At 65.6% G+C, this 22,087-nt stretch carries 27 protein-coding genes; 11 read left to right on the plus strand and 16 right to left on the minus strand.

Translation table 11 applies throughout. The features are described from left to right. Entirely contained in the window at positions 1–1,194 is a 1,194-nt protein-coding gene (locus tag CAL19_RS08640) for a DUF1501 domain-containing protein (protein WP_094796756.1), read from the plus strand. Positions 1,195–1,267: 73 nt separating this feature from the next. Continuing rightward, a complete protein-coding gene (locus CAL19_RS08645) occupies positions 1,268–1,759 on the plus strand; it encodes a glutathione peroxidase (protein WP_026638581.1) in 492 nt (163 codons plus the stop codon). 15 nt (positions 1,760–1,774) lie between these two features. On the opposite strand, the gene CAL19_RS08650 is transcribed toward CAL19_RS08645, so the two are convergent. Beyond that, positions 1,775–2,248: an Lrp/AsnC family transcriptional regulator gene (locus tag CAL19_RS08650; protein ID WP_094796572.1), complete on the minus strand. Its 474-nt coding sequence runs from the start codon at positions 2,246–2,248 to the stop codon at positions 1,775–1,777. Positions 2,249–2,379: 131 nt separating this feature from the next. Here CAL19_RS08650 and CAL19_RS08655 point away from each other — a divergent pair, with 131 nt between their 5' ends. The 6 genes from CAL19_RS08655 (at position 2,380) to CAL19_RS08680 (ending at position 6,519) form a co-directional block, all read left to right on the plus strand. Continuing rightward, positions 2,380–3,297 (plus strand): DMT family transporter, encoded by a 918-nt coding sequence (locus tag CAL19_RS08655; RefSeq protein WP_094796573.1) that lies wholly within the window; start codon positions 2,380–2,382, stop codon positions 3,295–3,297. 120 nt (positions 3,298–3,417) lie between these two features. Beyond that, positions 3,418–4,116 carry a glutathione binding-like protein gene (locus CAL19_RS08660; RefSeq protein ID WP_026638583.1) on the plus strand — a complete coding sequence of 233 codons (699 nt, stop codon included), beginning with the start codon at positions 3,418–3,420 and terminating at the stop codon, positions 4,114–4,116. Positions 4,117–4,149: 33 nt separating this feature from the next. Then, on the plus strand, positions 4,150–4,623 hold the full coding sequence (locus tag CAL19_RS08665; protein ID WP_094796574.1) for a GNAT family N-acetyltransferase: 474 nt from the start codon (positions 4,150–4,152) through the stop codon (positions 4,621–4,623). Positions 4,624–4,640: 17 nt separating this feature from the next. Then, positions 4,641–4,916: a lipoate protein ligase C-terminal domain-containing protein gene (locus CAL19_RS08670; protein WP_038852006.1), complete on the plus strand. Its 276-nt coding sequence runs from the start codon at positions 4,641–4,643 to the stop codon at positions 4,914–4,916. Continuing rightward, positions 4,913–5,692, plus strand: coding sequence for a lipoate--protein ligase family protein (locus CAL19_RS08675; RefSeq protein ID WP_094796575.1), 780 nt, complete (start codon positions 4,913–4,915; stop codon positions 5,690–5,692). Before CAL19_RS08670 ends, CAL19_RS08675 begins: the two co-directional genes overlap by 4 nt. After that, positions 5,692–6,519 (plus strand): DUF3298 domain-containing protein, encoded by an 828-nt coding sequence (locus tag CAL19_RS08680; RefSeq protein WP_094796576.1) that lies wholly within the window; start codon positions 5,692–5,694, stop codon positions 6,517–6,519. Before CAL19_RS08675 ends, CAL19_RS08680 begins: the two co-directional genes overlap by 1 nt. A gap of 54 nt (positions 6,520–6,573) precedes the next feature. On the opposite strand, the gene CAL19_RS08685 is transcribed toward CAL19_RS08680, so the two are convergent. Further along, a complete protein-coding gene (locus CAL19_RS08685; RefSeq protein ID WP_094796577.1) occupies positions 6,574–7,863 on the minus strand; it encodes a Glu/Leu/Phe/Val family dehydrogenase in 1,290 nt (429 codons plus the stop codon). Positions 7,864–8,288: 425 nt separating this feature from the next. Here CAL19_RS08685 and CAL19_RS08690 point away from each other — a divergent pair, with 425 nt between their 5' ends. After that, entirely contained in the window at positions 8,289–8,966 is a 678-nt protein-coding gene (locus tag CAL19_RS08690) for a hypothetical protein (protein ID WP_026638589.1), read from the plus strand. Between the two features lie 59 nt (positions 8,967–9,025). Here CAL19_RS08690 and CAL19_RS08695 read toward each other — a convergent pair whose 3' ends face one another. The 5 genes from CAL19_RS08695 to mltG all read right to left on the minus strand — a co-directional run bounded on the left by CAL19_RS08695 (position 9,026) and on the right by mltG (position 13,444). After that, the gene (locus CAL19_RS08695) at positions 9,026–9,871 is read right to left on the minus strand and encodes an ankyrin repeat domain-containing protein (RefSeq protein ID WP_094796757.1); all 846 of its coding nucleotides are present in this window, start codon (positions 9,869–9,871) and stop codon (positions 9,026–9,028) included. Between the two features lie 71 nt (positions 9,872–9,942). Next, the gene (locus CAL19_RS08700; protein WP_026638591.1) at positions 9,943–10,713 is read right to left on the minus strand and encodes a TatD family hydrolase; all 771 of its coding nucleotides are present in this window, start codon (positions 10,711–10,713) and stop codon (positions 9,943–9,945) included. A 51-nt stretch (positions 10,714–10,764) separates the two neighbouring features. Further along, positions 10,765–11,817, minus strand: coding sequence for a DNA polymerase III subunit delta' (gene holB, locus CAL19_RS08705; protein ID WP_094796578.1), 1,053 nt, complete (start codon positions 11,815–11,817; stop codon positions 10,765–10,767). Further along, on the minus strand, positions 11,814–12,437 hold the full coding sequence (gene tmk, locus CAL19_RS08710; protein ID WP_094796579.1) for a dTMP kinase: 624 nt from the start codon (positions 12,435–12,437) through the stop codon (positions 11,814–11,816). The genes holB and tmk overlap by 4 nt, the downstream gene beginning before the upstream one ends. Beyond that, positions 12,437–13,444 (minus strand): endolytic transglycosylase MltG, encoded by a 1,008-nt coding sequence (gene mltG, locus CAL19_RS08715; protein ID WP_038852010.1) that lies wholly within the window; start codon positions 13,442–13,444, stop codon positions 12,437–12,439. The genes tmk and mltG overlap by 1 nt, the downstream gene beginning before the upstream one ends. 155 nt (positions 13,445–13,599) lie before the next feature. Between mltG and CAL19_RS08720 the strand changes: the two genes are divergently transcribed. After that, complete coding sequence (locus CAL19_RS08720; RefSeq protein ID WP_094796758.1) at positions 13,600–14,616, plus strand: YgfZ/GcvT domain-containing protein; 1,017 nt, start codon at positions 13,600–13,602, stop codon at positions 14,614–14,616. A 14-nt stretch (positions 14,617–14,630) separates the two neighbouring features. Here CAL19_RS08720 and CAL19_RS08725 read toward each other — a convergent pair whose 3' ends face one another. From CAL19_RS08725 to CAL19_RS08755, 7 genes are all read right to left on the minus strand, one after another. After that, positions 14,631–15,320: a VIT1/CCC1 transporter family protein gene (locus tag CAL19_RS08725; RefSeq protein ID WP_026638596.1), complete on the minus strand. Its 690-nt coding sequence runs from the start codon at positions 15,318–15,320 to the stop codon at positions 14,631–14,633. 36 nt (positions 15,321–15,356) lie between these two features. Beyond that, a complete protein-coding gene (locus CAL19_RS08730) occupies positions 15,357–15,791 on the minus strand; it encodes a PaaI family thioesterase (protein WP_026638597.1) in 435 nt (144 codons plus the stop codon). After that, positions 15,788–16,678 carry a 3-hydroxyisobutyrate dehydrogenase gene (gene mmsB / locus CAL19_RS08735; protein ID WP_026638598.1) on the minus strand — a complete coding sequence of 297 codons (891 nt, stop codon included), beginning with the start codon at positions 16,676–16,678 and terminating at the stop codon, positions 15,788–15,790. The genes CAL19_RS08730 and mmsB overlap by 4 nt, the downstream gene beginning before the upstream one ends. 78 nt (positions 16,679–16,756) lie before the next feature. Beyond that, entirely contained in the window at positions 16,757–17,932 is a 1,176-nt protein-coding gene (locus CAL19_RS08740) for an enoyl-CoA hydratase/isomerase family protein (RefSeq protein WP_026638599.1), read from the minus strand. Then, entirely contained in the window at positions 17,929–19,083 is a 1,155-nt protein-coding gene (locus CAL19_RS08745; protein ID WP_026638600.1) for an acyl-CoA dehydrogenase family protein, read from the minus strand. Before CAL19_RS08745 ends, CAL19_RS08740 begins: the two co-directional genes overlap by 4 nt. A gap of 184 nt (positions 19,084–19,267) precedes the next feature. Continuing rightward, positions 19,268–19,609, minus strand: coding sequence for an RnfH family protein (locus CAL19_RS08750; protein WP_026638601.1), 342 nt, complete (start codon positions 19,607–19,609; stop codon positions 19,268–19,270). Beyond that, positions 19,599–20,033 (minus strand): type II toxin-antitoxin system RatA family toxin, encoded by a 435-nt coding sequence (locus CAL19_RS08755; protein ID WP_026638602.1) that lies wholly within the window; start codon positions 20,031–20,033, stop codon positions 19,599–19,601. The genes CAL19_RS08750 and CAL19_RS08755 overlap by 11 nt, the downstream gene beginning before the upstream one ends. Before the next feature lie 69 nt (positions 20,034–20,102). Between CAL19_RS08755 and smpB the strand changes: the two genes are divergently transcribed. Further along, positions 20,103–20,570 carry an SsrA-binding protein SmpB gene (gene smpB, locus CAL19_RS08760; protein WP_026638603.1) on the plus strand — a complete coding sequence of 156 codons (468 nt, stop codon included), beginning with the start codon at positions 20,103–20,105 and terminating at the stop codon, positions 20,568–20,570. Positions 20,571–20,605: 35 nt separating this feature from the next. Here the strand turns inward: smpB and CAL19_RS08765 are convergent, their stop codons facing one another. Further along, complete coding sequence (locus CAL19_RS08765; protein ID WP_026638604.1) at positions 20,606–21,532, minus strand: SPFH domain-containing protein; 927 nt, start codon at positions 21,530–21,532, stop codon at positions 20,606–20,608. Positions 21,533–21,567: 35 nt separating this feature from the next. After that, a complete protein-coding gene (locus CAL19_RS08770; protein WP_026638605.1) occupies positions 21,568–21,999 on the minus strand; it encodes an NfeD family protein in 432 nt (143 codons plus the stop codon). Between the last annotated feature and the right edge of the window lie 88 nt (positions 22,000–22,087).

The raw sequence follows: 22,087 nt of genomic DNA on the forward strand, positions 1-22,087 counted from the left end.
ATGCAACGACGAGACCTGCTCAAATTCGCAGCAAGCGCTCCTCTGGCCTTGCTTGGCACCCACCTGTTCGCCGCGCCGCAAGGCGCGCCCCGGCTGCTGGTCGTGTTCATGCGCGGCGCGTACGACAGCAGCAGCCTGCTCATACCGGTTTCGAGCGACTTTTACTATGAATCCCGGCCCACTATCGCCATCCCGCGACCGGGCGATGACGCCGACGCCGCGCTGGCGCTGACCGACGGCTGGGGCCTGCATCCTGCCATGCAAGCCACGCTGGCGCCGTTGTACAAGGCGCGCGAGCTGGCCTTCATTCCTTTCGCCGGCACCGACGACCTCAGTCGCAGCCATTTCGCCACACAGAACGCCATTGAGCTGGGCCAACCCGCTGCCCCCCGCAACCGCTACCGCAATGGATTTCTGAATCGCCTGGCAGAGACGCTGGGCAGGGATACGACGCGCCCTGTGTCATTTACGACGGACGTGCCGCAGATCTGGCGTGGTGCGCTTCCAGTGCCGAACATCGATCTGGCAGGCCGGACGGGCCGTCAGATATTGGGTGCAAGCCGCACCGAGGCCATCGGCCAGATGTACCGCGATACCGAGTTCAGCGCAGCGGTGAATGAAGGCATCGAACTGAGCGCCATCGCGCGCCGCGAACTCGAACAAGAAATGCAACAGGCCAATGGCAAAGCCATTCCGGGCAGCCAGCTTGAACGCGAGGCGACGCGCGTGGGCCGCCTGATGGCCGAGCGCTACAACCTGGGCTTTCTGGACGTTGGGGGATGGGATACTCACGTGGCCCAAGGCGGCGTACAGGGCACGCTCGCCAGCAAGCTGGGGCAGCTCGGCCGCGCCCTGGTTTCTTACAAGGCCGCGATGGGCCCTGCCTGGCGCGACACCACGGTGGTGGTCATCAGCGAGTTCGGTCGCACGTTCCGCGAAAATGGCAGCAAGGGCACCGACCATGGGCATGGAACCGTGTATTGGGTACTGGGCGGCGGCGTGCGCGGCGGCCGCGTGGCCGGAAACCAGGTAGAAGTACGCCCCGACACGCTGCACCAGGACCGTGACTACCCCGTCCTGAACGACTATCGCGCCGTGTTCGCCGGCCTGTTCGCGCGCCTGTATGGCCTGGACGGCCGCCGCCTGCAAGAAGTCTTTCCGGGTGTCGAACCACAAGACCTGCAATTGGTTTAAGCGGCCCTACTCGCGCATTACACTGGCGCAGCGCCCACCGCAGCAGCGGCTTTCCTATAACAGAGGTACGCCCATGAGCACTATCTACGAATTTTCGGCCACCGACCTGGGCGGCAACGAGCAGCCCCTGGAGATCTATCGCGGACAGGTGCTGCTGGTGGTGAACGTGGCGTCGAAATGCGGCTTTACGCCGCAATACGCCGGCCTCGAGGCACTGTACCGGGACTATCGCGCGTCGGGCCTCACCGTGCTGGGCTTTCCCTGCAACCAGTTCGGCAACCAGGAGCCCGGCGACGAGGCGACCATCGGCGAATTCTGCAGTCGCGAGTACGGCGTGACGTTTCCGATGTTCGCCAAGGTCGAAGTCAATGGCGCCCATGCCCACCCGCTGTTCCGCTGGCTCAAGGGGGAAAAGCCGGGCGTGCTGGGCACGGAAGCCATCAAGTGGAACTTCACCAAGTTCCTGGTGGGGCGCGACGGGCGTGTCATCAGGCGCTATGCGCCCACTGACAAGCCGGCGGCTCTGAAGGACGACATCGTGCGGGCCTGCGACGCTTCCACCTGACCGCCATCGCGGGCGCTATGCGCGCTGCCCCTGCAGCGGCGGCAAACGCCGCCGCACGGTGGTGGCCTTGACGATGGCGGTATTGGTCTGCGCACATTCGTTGATGCGGTCCAGCACCGCGTCGAGTTGCGAAATCGACTGCAGCAGCAACCGGGCAATGAAACAGTCGTCGCCCGTCACCTTGTCGCATTCGACAAACTGGCCGATGCCCGCGATCAGCTTTTCTACCTTGCGCAACTGCCCGGGCAGCGGGCGTATGCGCACAATGGCCGTCAGCGTATAGCCCAACGCGACAGGGTCTACGTCTACCGTATATCCGCGCAGGATGCCGGCCTCTTCGAGCCTGCGCACGCGGTCGGCCACACTGGGCGGCGACATGCCTACCTGCCGCGCCAGCTGCGCGGTGGTGACGCGTGCATTGGCCGCCAGCATCTCGAGCAGGCGGCGATCGATGCCATCCAGGACGGCATTTTCGCTTGTTAGGCTCATGCGATTATTTCCCTAATAAAAAAAGGTTTCTCGGCGAACATTCAATACGATAGTTATATTACGCCGCGCATTGGCCTGGGATAATTTTTCTTGCCGGCATCGCTCATCGATGCCCCAGCGGGAGAACTGCAATGAAGCCAAACAGTGAACGCGGCGGCCTGGTCCAGATGGCCGCTGCCATGGGAATATCGGGCACCGTGGGAGTCTTTGTGCTGGAGTCGGGGCAAAGCGCCTGGAACGTGGTGTTCCTGCGTTGCGTGTTCGGCGCCGTAGGGCTGTTGGTGTACTGCCTGGCGCGCGGCCTGCTGCGCCCGGGCATTTTTACGCCGGCCACTTTCGGCTGGACCCTGCTGGCCGGCGTGGCAATCGTCTTGAACTGGGTGTTGCTGTTCGCGGCGTACCCGCTCGCCTCGATATCTCTGGCCACCGCGGTGTACAACTTCCAGCCGTTTTTCCTGATCGCGCTTGGCGCGATCTTCCTGGGCGAACGCCCCGGCCTGGGCAAGCTCAGCTGGTCGGCGGTCGCGTTCGGCGGGCTGGTGCTGGTGCTGCGCATCGAGTCCGCAGACCTTGCCCAGGCCGGCAGCTACCTGACCGGACTGGGGCTCGCGCTGGGCGCCGGAGCGCTGTACGCGGTGACGTCCATCATTGTGAAGCGGCTCAGGCATATTGCTCCCCACGTGCTGGCGCTGGTGCAGGTCAGCCTGGGCGCGCTGCTGTTGCTGCCTATGGCAGACTGGAGCGCGCTGCCTGGGGAACCGGCCGAATGGGGAGCACTGGTAGCCATCGGGCTGGTGCACACCACCCTGACCTACATTCTGCTGTACTCGGCCATCCAGAAATTGCCGACCACCTCGGTCGCGGCGCTGGCCTTTATCTACCCGGCGACGGCCATCATCCTGGATTACGCGCTCTACGGCCAGCGCATGGCCTGGCTGCAGATGGCCGGCGTGGGCTTGATACTGGTGGCCGCGGCCGGCGTCAGCATGAACTGGGGCCCGGCGGCGCCAGGCCGGTCCGCCTGCGCGCGCCCGGCGGACGCGGCCTGAGGGCGCCCCCGCATACCCCCGTTGCCGGCCGGGGCTTGCGGCATGCCGCAACCCCGGCCCGCTATCATGGACAGCCCACCTGACGCCGCCAGCCGCGACGGCATAGCAAGGAACCGCTCAATGATCGATCTCTATTACTGGACTACGCCCAACGGTCACAAGATCACCATGTTTCTGGAGGAAACCGGCCTGCCGTACCGGATCCACCCCGTCAACATCAGCAAAGGCGAACAATTCCAGCCGCATTTCCTGGCCATTGCGCCCAACAATCGCATACCCGCCATTGTGGACCGGCAGCCGGCCGATGGCGGCGAGCCGGTGTCGCTGTTCGAGTCGGGCGCCATCCTGCTCTATCTGGCAGACAAAACAGGCCAATTCATTGCGCGGGATATGCGCGGCCGGGCCGACACCTTGCAATGGCTGTTCTGGCAGATGGGCGGCCTGGGGCCGATGGCGGGCCAGAACCACCATTTCTCGGTGTACGCGCCCGAACGCATTCCCTACGCCATCGATCGCTACGTCAATGAAACCAACCGTCTGTATGGCGTGCTGAACAAGCGCCTGGCCGATCGCGAGTTTGTGGCGGGCGATTATTCGATCGCGGACATGGCGGCTTACCCGTGGATCGTCCCGCACGAACGCCAGGGGCAGAACCTGGATGATTTTCCGCATCTCAAACGCTGGTTTCACGCCATCGAGGCCCGGCCGGCCACCAGGCGCGCGTATGAAAAGGCCGCGGAAATCAACACCGCGCCTTCGGTACACACCGAAGAATCGCGCCGCATCCTGTTCGGCCAGACATCGCAGCAAGTGCGCTAAGCTTGCCTGTCTGCAATAACCCGTCGTTCCTGCATGAGTACCGATACTGGCTTGCAATTCCGGCCCGCACGCCCCACCGATCTGGACGCCATCGTCGCGCTGCTGGCCGACGACGTGCTGGGAAACCGGCGCGAAGACCCCGCCATGCCGGCCAGCGACTGCTATGTGCAAGCCTACGCGGCCATCGAGCGCGACGCCAACCAGCTGCTGGCGGTTGCCGAACGCGACGGCCGCGTGGTGGGCTGCCTGCAGCTCAGCTTCATACCGGGCTTGTCGCGGCGCGGCATGTGGCGCGGGCAGATCGAAAGCGTGCGCGTGGCGGCGGCCGAACGTGGCGCCGGCACCGGCCGCGCGATGTTCCAGTGGGCCATCCAGGTGTGCCGCGACCGCGGTTGCGGCCTGGTCCAGCTCACTACCGACAAAAAGCGCGCCGAGGCGCGGCGCTTCTACGAATCGCTTGGCTTTGCCGCCACCCATGAAGGCATGAAGCTGGAACTGGCGGGCTGATCCGGAGTCTTACGTCAATGCACGGAGAATACAAAGTTCCTGGCGGCAAGCTGGTGGTCGTCGATCTTGATGTCCAGAACGGCAAGCTGGCCAACGTACGCCTGAGCGGCGATTTTTTCCTCGAGCCCCCCGACGCGCTCGATCTCATCAACCAGGCGCTGGAAGGCCTGCCCGCCGACGCCGACGAAGCCCGCCTTGCACGGGCCGTACAAGATGGCCTGCCTGCCGAGGCCGAACTTTTCGGCTTCACGCCCCAGGCCGTGGCCGTCACCATCCGCAGAGCCCTTGCATGAGCACCCGTACCCACTGGAACGACTATTCATGGCAGCTGGTCCACGAAGGCCCGCAGCCCCCCGCGCTGCACATGGCACTGGACGCCGTCATAACCGACGAGGTGGGCGCGGGCCTGCGCCCGCCCACGCTGCGCATCTGGGAATGGTCCGAGCCGGCCGTGATTATCGGGCGCTTCCAGTCGCTGAAAAACGAGGTCGACCCCGACGGCGCAAGGCGACACGGCGTCACCGTGGTGCGCCGGGTCAGCGGCGGCGGCGCGATGTTCGTGGAACCCGGCAACACCATCACCTATTCGCTCAGCGTGCCCCAGGCGCTGGTGCAGGGCCTGACCTTCCAGCAGTCGTACGAATTCCTCGACGGCTGGGTAATACGTGCGCTGCATGATCTGGGCATCAAGGCCTGGTACCAGCCGCTGAACGACATAACCTCGGAAGGCGGCAAGATCGGCGGCGCAGCTCAGGCGCGCCGCAGCGGCGCGGTGCTGCACCATGTCACCATGTCGTACGACATCGACGCCGACAAAATGGTGCAGGTGCTGCGCATCGGACGCGAAAAACTGTCAGACAAGGGCACCACCAGCGCCAAGAAGCGGGTCGATCCGCTGCGCACCCAAACCGGCCTGGCGCGCGATGCCATCATCGAACGCATGTTGCAGACGTTCGGCAGCCTGGCGACGCTGCAACCCGTGCAGTTGGACGCAAGCACGCTGGAACAAGCGCGCCTGCAGGCCCGCGAAAAATTCTCGACCCCCGAATGGACAGCCCTGGTACCTTGATGCAACGCCACTTCCCGTTATTCCGCGCCCTGACGCACGCCCGCGCCGGCCTGGCCGGCGCCGCGCTCGCAGTGCTGGCCGGCTGCGCCAGCGCGCCGGCCGACACAATCAGCCTGCCATCCGCCACGCCGCAACCCGCCAAGACCGAAGCGCAAGTCGCCGGGCTTGCTGTCGAGAAGATCCAATGGCAGGGCACCAGGCCCGGCTGCGAAGGCCAGTGTCCGCGTATCGAGATCGACAGCGTCGCCTTTCCGGACATTCCCAGGCTGACCGAACTGGTCGACCACGTGCTGGCCTACATGACGGGTGTGGATCCCGACCGGCCGCGGCCCTACGGCACCCTGGCCGAGTATGCGCAATACTTCTGGCAAACCGCCCAGTCGCGCGACAGCACAATCTTCAAGGCAAGCGTCAAGGCCGTCAGCGGCAACATCATCGCGCTCGAACTGCACACCGGACAATATTTGACGGGCGCGGCGCACGGGATACCTGCCACGCAATACCTGAACTGGCAGCGCGACCAGAACCGCGTGCTGGCGCTGGACGAAGCCCTGCTGCCCGGCGGCCGGACCGCATACGTCGAGGCCTTGCGCCGGGCTCACGCCGCCTGGCTCACCCGCAACGAAGACGCGCAGCGCGATCCGCAAACCTACAACCGCATGTGGCCGTTCCAGGAAAGCGATAATTTCGCGCTTACCCCCGAAGGCATGGTCATCAAGTACGACGCCTATTCCATCGCACCGTATTCGCATGGCCAGCCCGAATTGCTGATCCCCTACAGTGAACTGCACGGCGTGCTGCGGCCCGAATTCATGCCGGCGGCATGAAAAAACCGGCGCCCGAAGGCGCCGGCCCGAACCCCCACGGCCTTGGCGGCGGCCTCAGGGGTACAGCCCGCGTACCTGACGCGCCTGCAGAATGCGCGTGCAAGCCACGATGAACGCCGCGGTGCGCAGCGTCACCTTATGTTCCTTGGCCATCTGCGATACGGCCGAATAGGCTTCGCGCATCAGGCGCTCGAGGCGGTGGTTGATTTCCTCTTCGCTCCAGAAAAAGCTCGAGAAGTCCTGCACCCACTCGAAATAGCTGACCGTCACGCCGCCGGCGTTGGCCAGCACATCGGGCACCACATATACGCCGTTGTCGTTGAGAATATCGTCGGCCTCGGGCGTGGTGGGGCCGTTGGCCCCCTCGACCACGATCTTGGCGCGCACCTTGTGCGCATTGGACTCGTTGATCTGCCCTTCCAGAGCGGCCGGAATGAGGAAATCGGTTTCCAGTTCCCAGAACTGCGCGTTGTCCAGGGCCTCGCCGCCGCTGAAACCGGCCACACCGCCCTTTTGCGACACATGCGACAACAGCTTGTGCACGTCCAAGCCCGCGGCGTTGTATACCGTGCCCGTATGGTCTTGCACCGCAATAACCTTGGCCCCGGTTTCATGGAACAGGCGGGCCGCCGTGCCACCCACGTTACCGAAGCCCTGCACGATGACAGTGGCTTGCGAAACGTCGATGTTGCGGTCCCGTGCCGCTTCGCACGCGGTGACGTACACGCCGCGTCCGGTAGCCTCGACCCGGCCCAGGCTTCCGCCAAGCGATATCGGCTTGCCGGTGACCACGCCGGTGGAAGTGGAGCCTTCGTTCATCGAGTACGTGTCCATCATCCACGCCATCGTCTGCGCGTTGGTGTTCACGTCGGGCGCGGGAATATCCTTGGTGGGGCCGATGATGACGCCGATTTCCGAGGTATAGCGGCGCGTCATGCGTTCAAGCTCGGCCATCGAGAGCTGGCGCGGGTCGACCCGGATGCCCCCCTTGGCGCCGCCATAGGGCAGGTTCACCGCGGCATTCTTGATCGACATCCAGGCGGCCAGGGCCATGACCTCGGACAGCGTGACGTCCTGGTGAAACCGCACCCCTCCCTTGCCCGGCCCGCGCGATGTGTTGTGCTGCACCCGGTACCCTTCAAAGTGGGCAACGCTGCCGTTGTCCAGTTCGATAGGCACATCGACGATCAGGGCGCGCTTGGGCCGCTTCAAGGTTTCTACCCAACGTGCCAGCGACCCCAGGTAGGGGGTGACGCGGTCGACTTGTTGAAGGTAGATACCCCAAGGGCCTACATGTGCGGCATCCAGATACGACGGCAATGCATGGGTGGGCTTATCGGACATGAGCAGAGTCTCCAGGCTAGGACTGATTTAATTGTAGCCACCAAAACCATCGCTGTCCCCATTAAATAACAAAAAAATATAATGGGGACGAATGATAGTGCGCCCGCTCATACCGTGCGGATCGCCGGCGCAAGCCATGACGACGTGGGGCTGCAATACAGTCGTTGCAACACGTCACAGCGGCAGAAGCCGCTGCGGGCTCAAAACCTTGCACGCCGCCTCGACACCTTAGGCTAACTTACCGCCCGCGGGCCACCGCAATGCTTTACATAGTGTTGCCGACGGAGCCGATCCTGCAATAGTCACATCGATAGAATGAACCGGCTTTCTGCGCCGTTGCGGGCGCCCTGTTTTTGCGCGAGGCTTTTATGTCGATTGGCTTGCATTCCCCATCCGTCGTATTGCGGCACTCGAGCGAAGTTCTGATGCTGACGCCCCGGTATCCCCAAGGCGGCCGCGCCCCCGGGCGCGCCGCCGACCGGGCCGGCACCGAATCAATGCTGCGCGACTTCCTGAGCGATGATGGCAATCGCCTGGCCCTCATGAAGCTGTGCCATGCCGTCGAGCCGGAGTATTCGGCTGCGCAGCCCCGCAGCCTGGACGACGCGGCCCGCCACGTCGCCGGCCTGATCGCCTCTGGCAAGGTGCTGGCTGCACGCCTGGGAGAACCCGCCGGATTTGTCGAAGGCGCATACCCCTTCAACCTGCGCCAGCTGGCCTATCTGTCTACCCGTAACGGGCCGGTGGTCGGTTCTTATTTCCTGACAGGCGAATATGCCGTACGGGGCCGCACGATTTCGGTGTCGGCTGCCGGGCGGCATTCGGCCGCGCTGGCGGGCTCGCCGCGCTTCTTTGCCACCGCACGGCTCAAGATCGACGGCGAGTGCGGCGACATCCAGCCCCTGGCCCAGGACACAACGCTCGCCCCCTCTGCCGATGCGCCCACGCCCCTGGGCAGCGCGAGTTGGCAACTGCCCGACGTGCGTCACGGCCAGTCGGCGGCGCTGGTGATCAGCGCGGGCTATGTGCTGGAAACCGCAAACGGGCCGATGACCCCCCTGCCCGCGACGGCCGAACGGGAATTCCCCCTGTTGCTGGGCTGACGCGCGCCCCGCACCTGCATGCGCCCAACGAGCCCGGCCGCCGGCCGGGGCGGCGTGGCTCAGTATTTGTTCAAACGAACCCCCGACACGCCCGACAGCGACGGCGCGTCATCGTCGGATGCTTGCGCCGCCGGGCGCGGGGCCTGGGCGGGCTGCGCGGGTTGCGCGGCAGGCGCCGCGGGCGCCGAAGACGGGTTCTCGCCGGACCGCAGCGCTTCCCGGCGCGCCTGCGCGGCAGCGATCAGTTCCGTGAGTTCGTCGGCCAGCTTGCCTGCCTTGCCCTGACGCGCCCAGTCGGCGGCGTTCTGGCCCTTCAGATTGCGCGTCGTCACGTCGCCACCCGCATCCAGCAGTACCTGCACCATCTCGCGGCTGCCCGATAGCGCTGCCATCATGAGCGGCGTCGTTCCGTCGGGCGAAGGCGCGTTGACCATGGCCTTGTGCTGCAACAGCAGTCTGGCGGTATCCACATGCCCCTTGGAGGCCGCATAGTGCAGCGGCGTCCAGCCCAGCCGGTTCACCTGCGCGCCGCGCGCAATAAGCGCGCGCGCCCGATCCGTCTGCCCCGCCACGGCCAGGTACATCAAGGCCGTTTCGTTGGCCGGGTTCACCGCCTCGAGGTCGGTGCGGGGGTCTGTCGCCAACAGGTCGAACACCTGCCAGGCGCCGTCTACCACGGCGCGCATCAGCGCGGGCTGGCCATTTTTGTAGCGCACGTTGGGGTCTGCCCCCTGGGCCAGCAGCTCGCGCAGGTCGGCCGCTTTGTCGTTGTGTACATACACCCAGAAGTTGGGCGGCGCCTCGGCGGCCGCCACAGGGGCGGCCGCACCCCATGCCAGGCCTGCGGCCAGGCACACGGCAGCCAGCGGGCGAAACCAGGAATCTTTTATGCAGGACACAGGCATGGCGACCATTTTTGAGAAATTACTTTAAATAAAGCACTCTAGATATTCGACTTTAAATAAATAACTTTAGACTACCGGTCTATCTTATTGAATAATTTAAAGAAATTTTCAGTAGACGCGTGCGCCACTTCCGATACATCCCGGCCCTGCAGGTCGGCGATCTTTTGCGCGACGTGGATGACTTTTGATGGGTCATTGCGCTTGCCGCGAAATGGCACCGGCGCCAGGTACGGAGAATCGGTCTCGATCAACAGCCGATCCAGCGGCATCTTGGCGGCCACCTCGTGCACGACCGCCGCGTTCTTGAAGGTGACGATGCCCGACAGCGATATGTGAAAGTTCAGATCCATGGCAGCCTGCGCCATTTCCCACGATTCGGTAAAGCAATGCATCACGCCCCCTACTTGCGCGGCATTCTCTTCCCGCAGGATCTGCAATGTGTCGGCCACCGAGTCCCGGGTGTGAATGATGAGCGGCAGGTTCGCCTGCCGCGCCACGCGGATATGGCGGCGGAAGCGCTCGCGCTGCCAATCCAGCGGCTCGCTCAGGCGGTAATAATCCAGTCCGGTTTCACCGATGGCCACCACTTTGGGATGATGCGACAACTGCAGCAGTTCGGCTTCGGTGGGATCGGAAGTCGCTTCGTAGTCGGGATGCACCCCCACCGAGGCCCACAGGTTCCGGTGAGGCTGCACCAGTTCGATCAGGCCGGGCCAGTCGGGCAGATCAACGCTGACGACCAACGCGTGGGTGACCTGGTTGTCCGCCATGCGCTGAAGAATATCGGGCAATTCCTGCGCGAGCTCGGGAAAGTTCAGATGGCAGTGTGAATCGACGTACATGGAGTGGCAGTTACTCAGTTTTCAGGAGCCCGGCGTGGGCCAGCCGCGCGCCTATCCTTGGCAGGATAGCACCACGCGCTGCAGCGTCGCATGTGCGAGCAGCTTGGCATTGAGCGGGTGCGTGGCCAGCCGGCGCTGCTGCGTGAGCCAGCGCGCGGTGTCGGCCAGGCGCACCGCGTCGGCGCTGGCGGAGACTTTCGCCACCGGCGCGGCCAGGGATGGAAAATACCGCACAGGCGCCTTGGCCTGTGCCAGCACCAGGTCGGTGTACAGGCGCTGCAGCGCATCCAGCCAATCAGGCGCGGCCACCTTCTCCAGCGACTCGGACAGCGTCCCTATATCGGGCGCCTGGCCTTGCGCCAGCGGCTTGATCAGCTGGGCAAGCCAATCGGGACAGGCCTGTTCGCTTGCGCGAGCTCGCCGCAGTGCGGCCAGCGGAGCGCCACCGGCGGCGGCGAGCCAGTCGGCGGCCGGTTCGACGCCTTGTTCCTGCAGCCATTGCAGCGATTCTTGCGGCCCGGGCGCCGGCAGAGGCAGGCGGCGGCAGCGTGACACCAGCGTGGGCAGCAGGCGGTCGGGCGCGTCGGCGACCAGCAGGAATACCGTGTGCGGCGGCGGTTCTTCCAGCACCTTCAGCAAGGCATTGGCCGAAATGACGTTCAGGGCGTGCGCCGGATAAAGCAGCGCCACGCGCCAGCCGCCGCGGTGCGTGGCCGTGTTGAACCACGATTCCAGTGCGCGGATCTGGTCGATGCGGATTTCCCGGGAAGGCTGCCTTTTAGCGGCCGTGCCGGTGGCCGGCTCGGTTTCGTCGCCGCTTTCCGCGGCCTCGGCGCCCTCTTGCAAGGCGATCGCCTCGGGGCGGATGCGGCGCAAGTCGGGATGGTTGCCGCCGGCCACCCACCTGCAGGCGGGACAGGCGCCGCAGGCCAGGAGGTCGCGCGGCGATTCGCACAGCAGGCTGGCGGCCGCCGCAAGCGCAAAATCGAGCTTGCCGATGCCGCCCATGCCGTGAATGAGCCAGGCGTGGGCGAAGCGCTCGCGTCCGGCCAGCCAGGAGCGGGCAATGTCGTGCTGCCAGGGCAGAAAGGCGGCGGTGCTCATGCGGTCTCGGTCAGGGCGCGCAGCTCTGCGTGCAGTTGGGCACGCACCTGTTCCACCGGCCGGCTGGAATCCACTATCCGTATGCGCCCGGGATGCGCCGCCGCGCGGGCATGGTAGGCGGCGCGGGTGCGTTCGAAGAACTCGGCGGCTTCGCGCTCGAAACGATCTGGCTGGCGCGCATCGGCCAGGCGCGCGCGCGCGAGCTCAAGGGGTACGTCGAACAACCAGGTGCGGTCCGGCTGCAGCGCCGGGCGCATCCATTGTTCGAGCACGGCCACGCGTTCCGCGCCCAGCTGCCGGCCGCCGCCCTGGTAGGCATAGGTGGCGTCGGTATAGCGGTCGCATACCACCCAGTCGCCCCGCGCCAGGGCAGGCTCGATCACTTGGGCCAGGTGCTCGCAGCGCGCCGCGAACATCAGAAGCGTCTCGGTGTCCAGGCTCATGGATTCGGACAGCACCAGCCCGCGCAGCGTCTCGCCCAGCGGGGTGCCGCCCGGTTCGCGCGTGGCGACCACGGTGTAGCCCCAGGCGCGCAGTGTGTCGGCCAGCCAGGCGGCATGTGTGCTCTTGCCGGCGCCGTCCACGCCTTCCAGCGTAATGAAACGTCCGCGTGGGTTCATCAGTTACGCCCCAGGATGTAGCGCGCCACGTTGCGGTTATGTTCGGCCAGGTTGGCTGAAAACTCGCTGGTGCCGTTGCCGCGCGATACGAAATACAGGTACTTGTGCCGTTCGGGCTGCACCGCCGCGAGCAACGCCGCACGCCCTGCCGCCGCAATCGGCGTGGGGGGAAGGCCTGCGCGCGTATAGGTGTTCCACGGGGTGTCGGTCTGCAGGTCGGCCCGCCTTATCCGCCCCTGGTAGCGTTCGCCCATGCCGTAGATCACTGTCGGGTCGGTCTGCAGCATCATGCCCAGCCTGAGCCGGTTCACGAACACACCGGCAACACGCGTGCGTTCAGGCCCATGCCCGGTTTCTTTCTCAATGATAGACGCGAGGATCAGCGCCTGGTATGGCGTGTCGAGCGGCAGGCCGGGCTGGCGCTGCGCCCAGACTTCGCCCAGCACCTGCTGCTGCAATTGGTAGGCGCGGCGCAGAAGATCCAGGTCGGTCGTGCCGGGCGTAAACACATATGTATCGGGAAAAAACAGCCCTTCGGGCGCCTTGTACGGCGATCCCAGCCTGGCCATCAGTTCGGCGTCGCTGATATCGCCCAGGGTCTGCTTCACATCGGGATGGGCGCGCAGCGCCTGGCGGAACTGCGCGAATGTCCACCCTTCCACGAACGTAAGCTGGCGCTGCACCATGTCGCCGCGCGCCAGCCGATCGAGCAGCGTCCAGGGGCTGTCCCCGGCGCGCGCCTCGTATCCGCCCGCCTGGATCAGCTTGTCTCGTTCGGAAAGTCGTGCCAGCCATGCAAAGCCATCTTGCCACACCGGAATGCCGGCGTCGTTCATGGCGCGCGCGACGGCGCGCGGCGTACTGCCGGCAGGCACGATGAACTCGATCCGTTCGGCTGGCAGGTCCAGCGGCCGCTTTACCCAGAACCACGCACCGGCGGCCGCGGCGGCGGCCAGCAGCGTCACGGCCAGGCAGGCAACCAGAAAATAGACGTAGAGCTTTTTCATAAGTGTGCGCAGTTTAATGGATATGGCGGAGTCGGCAGGCCTTGCCGGCCCTGTCGCGCACCCGGAATTGCGCCCGAAGGCCGGCCGCCGCGGGTATCATCGACATATCTGCGGGCACCCTGTCGGCGCCCCGCCTTCGCTGCCACATTCCTGCCATGCATGCATTTTTCAGTTTGATCGCTACTCAGTCCGATGGTTCGGTCCTGTGCGCCCCCTTGCCCGACTATGCCGTCGTGTCTGCATCGGGCGAAGACGCCCTGCCGTTCCTGCACGGCCAACTGACCCAGGACGTCGCCAGCCTGCCGCCCGACACCGCGCGGCTGGCAGGCTATTGCACCGCCAAGGGACGGCTGTTGGCCACGATGGTGCTCTGGCTTGCCCAGCCCGCCGTGGATGCAGCCGCCGCACCCGATGCCAGCCGCGCGTACGCCCTGGTGCGGCGCGATCTGGCCGATGCCCTGGTCAAGCGCCTGTCGATGTTTGTACTGCGGGCCAAGGCCAAGCTGGCCATCGCCCCGCTGCATGCCGCGGGCGTACGGTGCGAACCGGCGGCCCTGCCCGCCCTGCAGGCCGCCCTGGGCGGCGATCTGCCCGTTACACCCTGGCAGCGCGTCGAACTGCCCAGCGGCACCTGGATTGCGGCGCCGTCTGCGGGCGCGGCCCCGCGCTGGTGGTGGATCGCGAGCGACGAGCAACTCGCGCGGGCGCAGGCTGCCGGCCTGGCAAACGAATTCGCCGCGTGCGACCCGGACCAGTGGCGCAGCGCCGACCTGGCTGCCGGCCTGCCCTGGATCAGCGCGGCTACGCAAGACCTGTTCATACCTCAGACGCTGAACCTCGACCTCATCGGGGGGGTGAACTTTACCAAGGGCTGCTATCCCGGCCAAGAGGTGGTGGCGCGCAGCCATTACCGGGGCACGGTGAAGCGTCGGGCCGCCTATGGCCGCCTGGCCAGCCAGGGGGATGCCCCTGCGCCCGGCACAGACATCTACGACGCAGGCCAGCCGCAAGAGCCGTGCGGGCGAGTCATCGATGCATCGCGCGACGGCGTGTTGTTCGAAATTGCCCTGTCGGCGCTTGCCGCGGGCGAACTGCGCATCGGCAGCCCCGACGGCCCGCATATCGCCGTAGCGCCGTTGCCGTACGCCTTGATGGAAGGGCCAGGCGACTGAACGCCGGCGGCGCGCTATACCGCCACGCCGAACAATGCGCCGATACCGGCGGTCAGCAGCATGGCGGCCGCGCCCAGTAGCGTGACGCGTAGCGCGGCGGGCAGCACGGGGGCGCCGCCTGCATGCGCTGCCATTGCGCCCAGCAGCGCCAGCGACGCCACCGACGTCGCGGTGACCACCCCGACGGCCTGCTCCACGGGTGTAAAAACCGCCGTGACCAGAGGCAGCGCCGCGCCGCTGGCAAACGATATGGCAGACGCCAGAGCCGCCTGCACCGGACGCGCCCGGTTATGCATCAGGATGCCGAGTTCGTCGCGGGCGTGGGCGTCAAGCGCATCGTGACGGGTAAGCTGTTCGGCCACCTGCCGGGCAAGCGCGGGCGCCACGCCGCGGCCGACATAGATATCGGCGAGTTCTTGCAGTTCCTGGGCCGAATTGCCCGTAAGCGCGCGTTGTTCCAGCCGCAGGTCGGCGGCCTCGGTGTCGGCTTGCGTTCGCACGGATACGTATTCGCCCGCCGCCATGGAAAGCGCGCCCGCCACCAGCCCGGCCAACCCGGAGGTCAGCACAGCCTGGTGAGAAGCGCCCGCCGCCGCCACGCCCGCAATAAGGCTGGCCGTGGACACGATGCCGTCGTTGGCGCCCAGCACGGCCGCGCGCAGCCATCCTGAGCGGAAAATGCGGTGATGCTCTTTGGCGGGCATGTGCGGCGAAAGAAACAGAGTGGGCGAGCCGCAATCTTAACGCGGCGCCACACGCACGGCCGTCATCAGCCCGATCAGGCAGAGCGTGGGCTCGTCGTCTCGATAAGCGCGCACCTCGACCTGGCAAATGCTCAGGCGTCTGCCGGGCTTGACGACGCGGCCGCTGGCCACGAAGCGTTCGCCGTCGGCGGGGGCCAGGAAGTTCATCTTGAATTCCGAGGTCAGTACGTCTTCGCCCGGTTCGAACAGGGTCAGTGCCGCGTACCCGCCCGCAGTGTCGGCGATGGTGGTGGAAATGCCGGCATGCAGGTAGCCGTTCTGCTGGCAAAGCTGGGGCTGGTAGGCAAGTTCGATATCCACCTGCCCCGGTTCGACGCGGGCCAGCGTTGCGCCGAATGCCGACATGACGGTCTGGCGGGCGAAACTGCTGCGCACCCGTTGGGCCGCCTCGGCAACTGCGGCGGCGTTCATGCGGCCTTGTCCGTGTAGAGCTTCACGATACTGGAGAAATCGAGCTTGCCAGTGCCCGCCGCGCTATGCAATGAATACAGGTTGCGCGCCAGTTCGCCCAGCGGAATAGACGAGCGCGTGGACAGGGCGGATTCTGCCGCCAGGCCCAGGTCCTTGAGCATGAGATCCACGCCAAACCCACCCGCATAGCCCTTGGATGCCGGCGCATGATCCATGACGCCCGGCCACGGATTGTAGAGCTCGGTGGCCCAGTTGCGCCCCGAGCTTTTTGCAATGATGTCGGACAACACTTTGGGATCCAGGCCATTGGCCACACCCAGCGCCAGGGCCTCGGACGTGCCTGCCATCAGGATGCCGAGCAGCATGTTGTTGCAGATCTTGGCAACCTGCCCTGCCCCGGCCGCCCCCGCATGGAAGATGTTCTTGCCCATGCATTGCAACACGGGCATTGCGCGTTGCAGCGCGTCGGCTTCGCCGCCGACGATGAAGGTCAGCGTGCCGGCCACTGCGCCGCCCGTTCCGCCGGACACCGGCGCGTCTATCATGGCCAGCCCGCGGGCCTTGGCGGCCGCCGCCACCTTGCGGGCGGAATCTGGCGCGATGGTGCTGCAGTCGATGACGAGCGCGGCGGCATCGATGGCGGCAAGCAGGTCGTCGGCAAGATAGAGCGCTTCGACATGCTTGCTGGCCGGCAGCATGGTTACCACGACTTCGGCGCCCTTGACGGCCTCGGTTGCGTCGGCTGCGGCGCGCGCGCCCGCCGCCGCCAGGCCCTGCACGGCCTGCGGCACCAGATCGAATACGGTGAGTTGATGGCCGGCCTTGATCAGGTTGTGCGCCATGGGCGCGCCCATGTTGCCCAGGCCGATGAACGCGATACTGCTCATGTTGGGTCTCCTTGGTTTTTATTGATGACAACGGTAATGCCCGGCCGGGCGCCTGAACCGGGCGCGGGGCCGAGGCAGTCAGTTTTCGGGCGGCCCGAGATCGGCAAGCGGATGCGGCTCGCCTTCGGGCCAGGGCGGCTCGAAAAAGCGCTGCACCCAGGCTTCGCTCGCGTCGTCAAGGGTGGCCGGATTCCATTTGGGCTGCTTGTCTTTATCGATAAGCAGGGCCCGTATGCCTTCGGCGAAATCGCCATGGGCCGCGCAAGCCAGCGCGGCGATGTACTCGGTGCGAAACACGTCGGCCAGCGAGCACAGGCGGGTGCGCTGCTGCAGGGTAAAAGCCAGCCGCGCCGAACCGGGAGAGCCGGCCAGCATGGTGGCCGCCGCGCGTGCCAGCCAGGGATCGGCATGTTCTTCAAGGGCCGCGATGGCCTGGTGGATGGCGCCCAGGTCGTTGCCGCTGCACAGGCTGTTGATCTGGAAGGCATGCTGGCGCAGCGGCCCCGGCGGCAGGGGCGCGGGCGGCTCGTGCGCCAGCAGCGCGCGACGCAACAGCCCATCGTTGATGGAGCGCGGCGGCGGTGCGCCATTGCCGGGCCCGCCGGCCTGGCCTGCCCATGGGGTGTCGAGCAGGGTTTGCATGAAACGCGGCCAGTCTGCCGAATCGAGGCGGAAATCGGCCACCCCCGCGTAGAAGGCATCGGAGGTGTTCAGGTGCGCGCCCGTCAGGGCCAGGAACAGGCCCGTGCGACCCGGCATGCGGTTGAGCAGCCAGCTTCCCCCTACGTCGGGAAACAGGCCGATGGAAATTTCGGGCATGGCGATGCGCGATGTTTCGCTGACCACGCGATGGCTGGCTCCCATCATGAGCCCCACGCCGCCGCCCATCACGATGCCATGCCCCCAGCACAGCAGCGGCTTGGGGTAGGTATGAATGCGGTAGTCCAGGCGATATTCGCGTTCGAAGAAATCGCGCGCCAGCCGGTTGGCCCAGGCGCCCTGCCCGCGATGCTGCTGCATGCTGCGATACAGGCCATGCAGGTCGCCGCCGGCGCTGAATGCCTTGTCGCCCGCCCCCTGCAGCACCACAATGGCCAGCCCGGCGTCGCGCGCCCATACATCCAGGCGCTCGGCAAGCAGATCGACCATTTCGAGCGACAACCCGTTGAGCGTCTGCGGCGCGTTCAGCGTCGCAATGCCCACGCGCATACCGTTGGACGCGGCCTTTTCTTCGAACAGCACCGGCGGGTTCATCTGATATCGGCTCCCTTTTCGAGCAATTGACGGGCCACGATGACACGCATGATTTCGTTGGTGCCCTCGAGTATCTGGTGAACCCGAGTATCGCGCACCAGGCGCTCCAGAGGATAGTCGCGCAAGTACCCATAGCCGCCGTGGATCTGCTGCGCATCAAGGCAGATCTGGAACCCCATGTCGGTGGCAAAGCGCTTGGCCATCGCGCAGTAGGTGCCGGCGTCGGGCGAACCGGCGTCGAGCTTGCAGGCTGCCAGCCGCACCATCTGGCGCGCGGCGACCAGATGCGTGGCCATGTCGGCCAGCTTGAACTGCAGGGCCTGGAACTCGGCCAGCCGCCGTCCGAACTGGCTGCGCTCGTGCATATAGCGCCGCGCGGCATCCAGCGCGCCCTGTGCCGCCCCCACCGAACATGTGCCGATGTTGATGCGGCCGCCATCCAGGCCTTTCATGGCGATCTTGAAGCCTTCGCCTTCCCGGCCCAGCAGGTTTTCGGCCGGCACCCGGACGTTCTCGAAAGTGATGGGTCGGGTCGACTGGCTGTTCCACCCCATTTTTTCTTCTTTACGACCGTAGCTGATTCCCGGGCTGTCGGCCGGCACCGCGAACGCGCTGACGCCGCCCGGCCCGCCGGCTCCCGTGCGCGCCATGACGACCAGCAAGTCCGTATCGCCGCCGCCCGAAATAAAAGCCTTGGCGCCGTTCAGCACATATTCGCCGCCATCGAGCTCCGCGCGGGTGGCCAGCGATCCGGCGTCCGAGCCCGCCCCCGGCTCGGTCAGACAATACGAAGCCAGCTTCTGCCCGCTGGCCAGCAATGGCCCCCACGCTTCGCGCACGGCGGGCGTGGCCCATTGGCCGATCATCCAGGTGGCCATATTGTGAATGGTGAGGAATGCCGTGGTCGAAGGGTCGACGGCGGCCATTTCCTCGAACACCAGGGTGGCGTCCAGCCTGGGCAGCCCCAACCCGCCGATGTCTTCGGCGGCATAGATGGCGCAGAACCCCAGTTCGCCCGCGCGCCCCAGGGCTTCGCGCGGAAAAATGCCTTCGGCGTCCCAGTGCGCCGCATGGGGCGCGAGCTCTCCTTCGGCGAAATCGCGCGCGGCCTGGGCGAAGGCCTGCTGCTCGTCGGTCAGTTCCAGATCCACGGTTGTCTCCTGTTGATCGGTCTTGATGCGCCGTGGCTGCCTTGTGGGCCGCCACGCCGGTCAAGCGCCGATTTTGCATGACGTTAACGTAAACGTAAACCTTTTGAACCTGATATTACGCCCGATGGGCAGGCGGATTTTGTCAGGCCGGCGACAATGGAGCCCGCATGGGCCGGCCGGCGGGCTAGAGCAGCCCTGGGGGGCGCTCGCGCCCCTGTCGCGCCGCCTTGGCGCGCCGGTGCTCGGCGCGGCGCCGGCGCGATATCTTGGGGTCGAAGGTCAGGGGCCGGTAGATTTCCAGGCGATCGCCGTCAGACAGCGGCGTGCCGGGCTGGCAGGACTTGCCGTAGATTCCCACCCCGTGCTCCCAGGCATCGCGGCCAGGGTACTGGGTTGCAAACCCGCTGGCGCGCACCGCGTCGGCGGCCGTGGCCGAAGCCGGCAGGCGCACCGTGCGCTGCCATGCCGAGGTTGCAGATTCGGCAAAGCATACGCACACCTGCAGCGTGCCCGCTTCATTCGCCATACACTGCCTGCGCCCGCTTGGTGAACGAATCGATGAAGCTCGTGGCAATGCGGTTGAAAACCGGCCCCACCACCATCTCGAGCGCCCGGTTGGAAAAGGCGTATTCCAGAGTGAACAGCACCTTGCAGGCGTCCGGGGCCAGGGCATGGAACTCCCAGTGCCCCACCAGCATCGAAAACGGGCCGTCGACCAGTTCGAGCTCGATGCGCTCGGGATAATTGTGCGTGTTGCGCGTGGTGAACCGCTGCTTCATGCCGGCAAAACTGATCTGGATCGATGCCTGCATGCCGTGCTCGGTGCGCGACTGCACCTCGGCGCCGCCGCACCAGGGCATGAATTCGGGATACTTCTCCACGTCGGCCACCAGATCGAACATCTGCGCGGCGCTGTAGGGAACCAGGACGGATCGCTGTACTTTGTGCATCGGCTATCGCAAATGGCTAGAATGATCAGATTTTACCGGTAGCGCCGCTACCTCCGGATTTTCCGCCTCATGAGCATCATCGACAACCGCAAGGCCTCGCACGACTATTTCATCGAAGACCGCTACGAAGCCGGCCTGGTTCTGCAGGGCTGGGAAGTCAAGGCGATCCGCGAAGGCCGCGTGCAACTGAAAGAAAGCTACGTCATCGTGCGCGACGGCGAACTCTATCTGCTGGGCATGCATGTCAGCCCATTGCCGACCGCGTCCACGCACATCCACCCCGACGCCATGCGCACGCGCAAGCTGCTGCTCAAGGCCGAAGAAATCAGCAAGCTGATCGGCAAGGTCGAGCAACGCGGCTATACCCTGGTGCCGCTGAACCTGCACTACAAGAATGGGCGCATCAAGCTTGATTTCGCGCTGGGCCGCGGCAAGAAACTGTACGACAAGCGCGACACGGCGCGCGAAAAAGACTGGCAGCGCGAGAAAGAACGCATGATGAAGCACGACACGCGCAATGCGCGCAAGGGCGACTAGGCGGGCCCCTGGGCCCGCCTGGCGCGTCCGGCCTGTCAGGCCGTCTTGCCGGACTTCACGATCGTCATGGCCGAGGCGATCAACCCGCCCACGTCTGCCAGGTTCGACGGCAGGATCAGCGTATTGCCTTCCTTGGCCACATTGCTGAACGCATCCACGTAGCGTTCGGCCACCTGCAGGTTCACCGCTTCCATGCCACCCGGCTGGCGCACGGCCTCGCCGACCTGCGTGATGGCCTTGGCCGTCGCTTCGGCAATGGCCAGCACGGCCGCTGCCTCGCCCTGCGCCTGGTTGATCTGCGCCTGCTTTTCGCCTTCGGAGCGCGCGATGGCGGCTTCCCGTTCGCCGGTAGCGATGTTGATCTGCTCCTGGCGACGGCCTTCCGAAGCGGCGATAAGCGCCCGCTTTTCGCGCTCGGCCGTGATCTGCGCCTGCATGGCGCGCAGGATTTCGTTGGGCGGAGTCAGATCCTTGATTTCGTAGCGCAACACCTTCACGCCCCAATTCAGGGCGGCCTCGTCCAGCGCGCTGACGATGGTGCTGTTGATGAACTCGCGTTCTTCGAACGTGCGGTCGAGTTCCATTTTGCCGATCACCGAACGCAGCGTGGTCTGGGCCAGCTGGGTAATGGCCGAAATATAGTTGGACGACCCGTACGATGCGCGCATGGCGTCGGTTACCTGGAAATACAGCACGCCGTCGACCTGCAGCTGGGTGTTGTCGCGGGTGATGCAGACCTGGCTGGGCACATCCAGCGGAATTTCCTTCAGCGAGTGCTTGTACGACACCCGCTCGATGAACGGGATGACAAAGCCCGCGCCGGGCGAGAGCACCCGATCGAATTTGCCCAGGCGCTCGACCACCCAGGCATGTTGCTGCGGAACGATGGCAATGGCCTTGATGATGACCAGCAAGGCCAGGATGACCAGTACGATCAGGGTGATGGTGGAAGTGTCAAACATCATGGAAGTTCCCTGGGTGGTAGTGAATAAGCATGTCAGCCATGCGCCGCGCTCTTGGGCGCCAGCACCAGGCAATTGCCGCGCACTTCGGCGATGACATGGGCGCCCGCCATGCGCGGGTGGCCGGCGGCCAGTTCGGCCTGCCAGTGCGCGCCGCGATACCACACCCGGGCCGCCCCGGCGTCGGACCAGGCTTCTACTTGTACGGTCTGGCCGATATCCATGTTGACATCGGCGTTGCGCGCAGCGTTGACCTCGCGCTTTTTCAAGACGCCGGCGCGGCGCAACACCAGCAGCCCCAGCAGCGCTACCAGCGCGCACGCGGCCAGCTGCCATTCGAAGCCCGCGGCCAGCCACGCGGCAATGCCGCCCCCGACCAGCCCCAAGGCAACCAGCAGCAGGTAGAAGGTGCCGCTGGCGACTTCGCCGATCAGCGCCAGCGCCGCCAGGCCGAACCAGATCCACATGCCCATACGACTTGTCCAGTTCAAATTGATACCGCGTCGATTGTACGGATTTCCGCCACACACCGTGCGAAATCGCGGCGCGGAGCTT

The organism is Bordetella genomosp. 7 (assembly GCF_002261265.1).
Lineage (GTDB): Bacteria > Pseudomonadota > Gammaproteobacteria > Burkholderiales > Burkholderiaceae_B > Bordetella_A.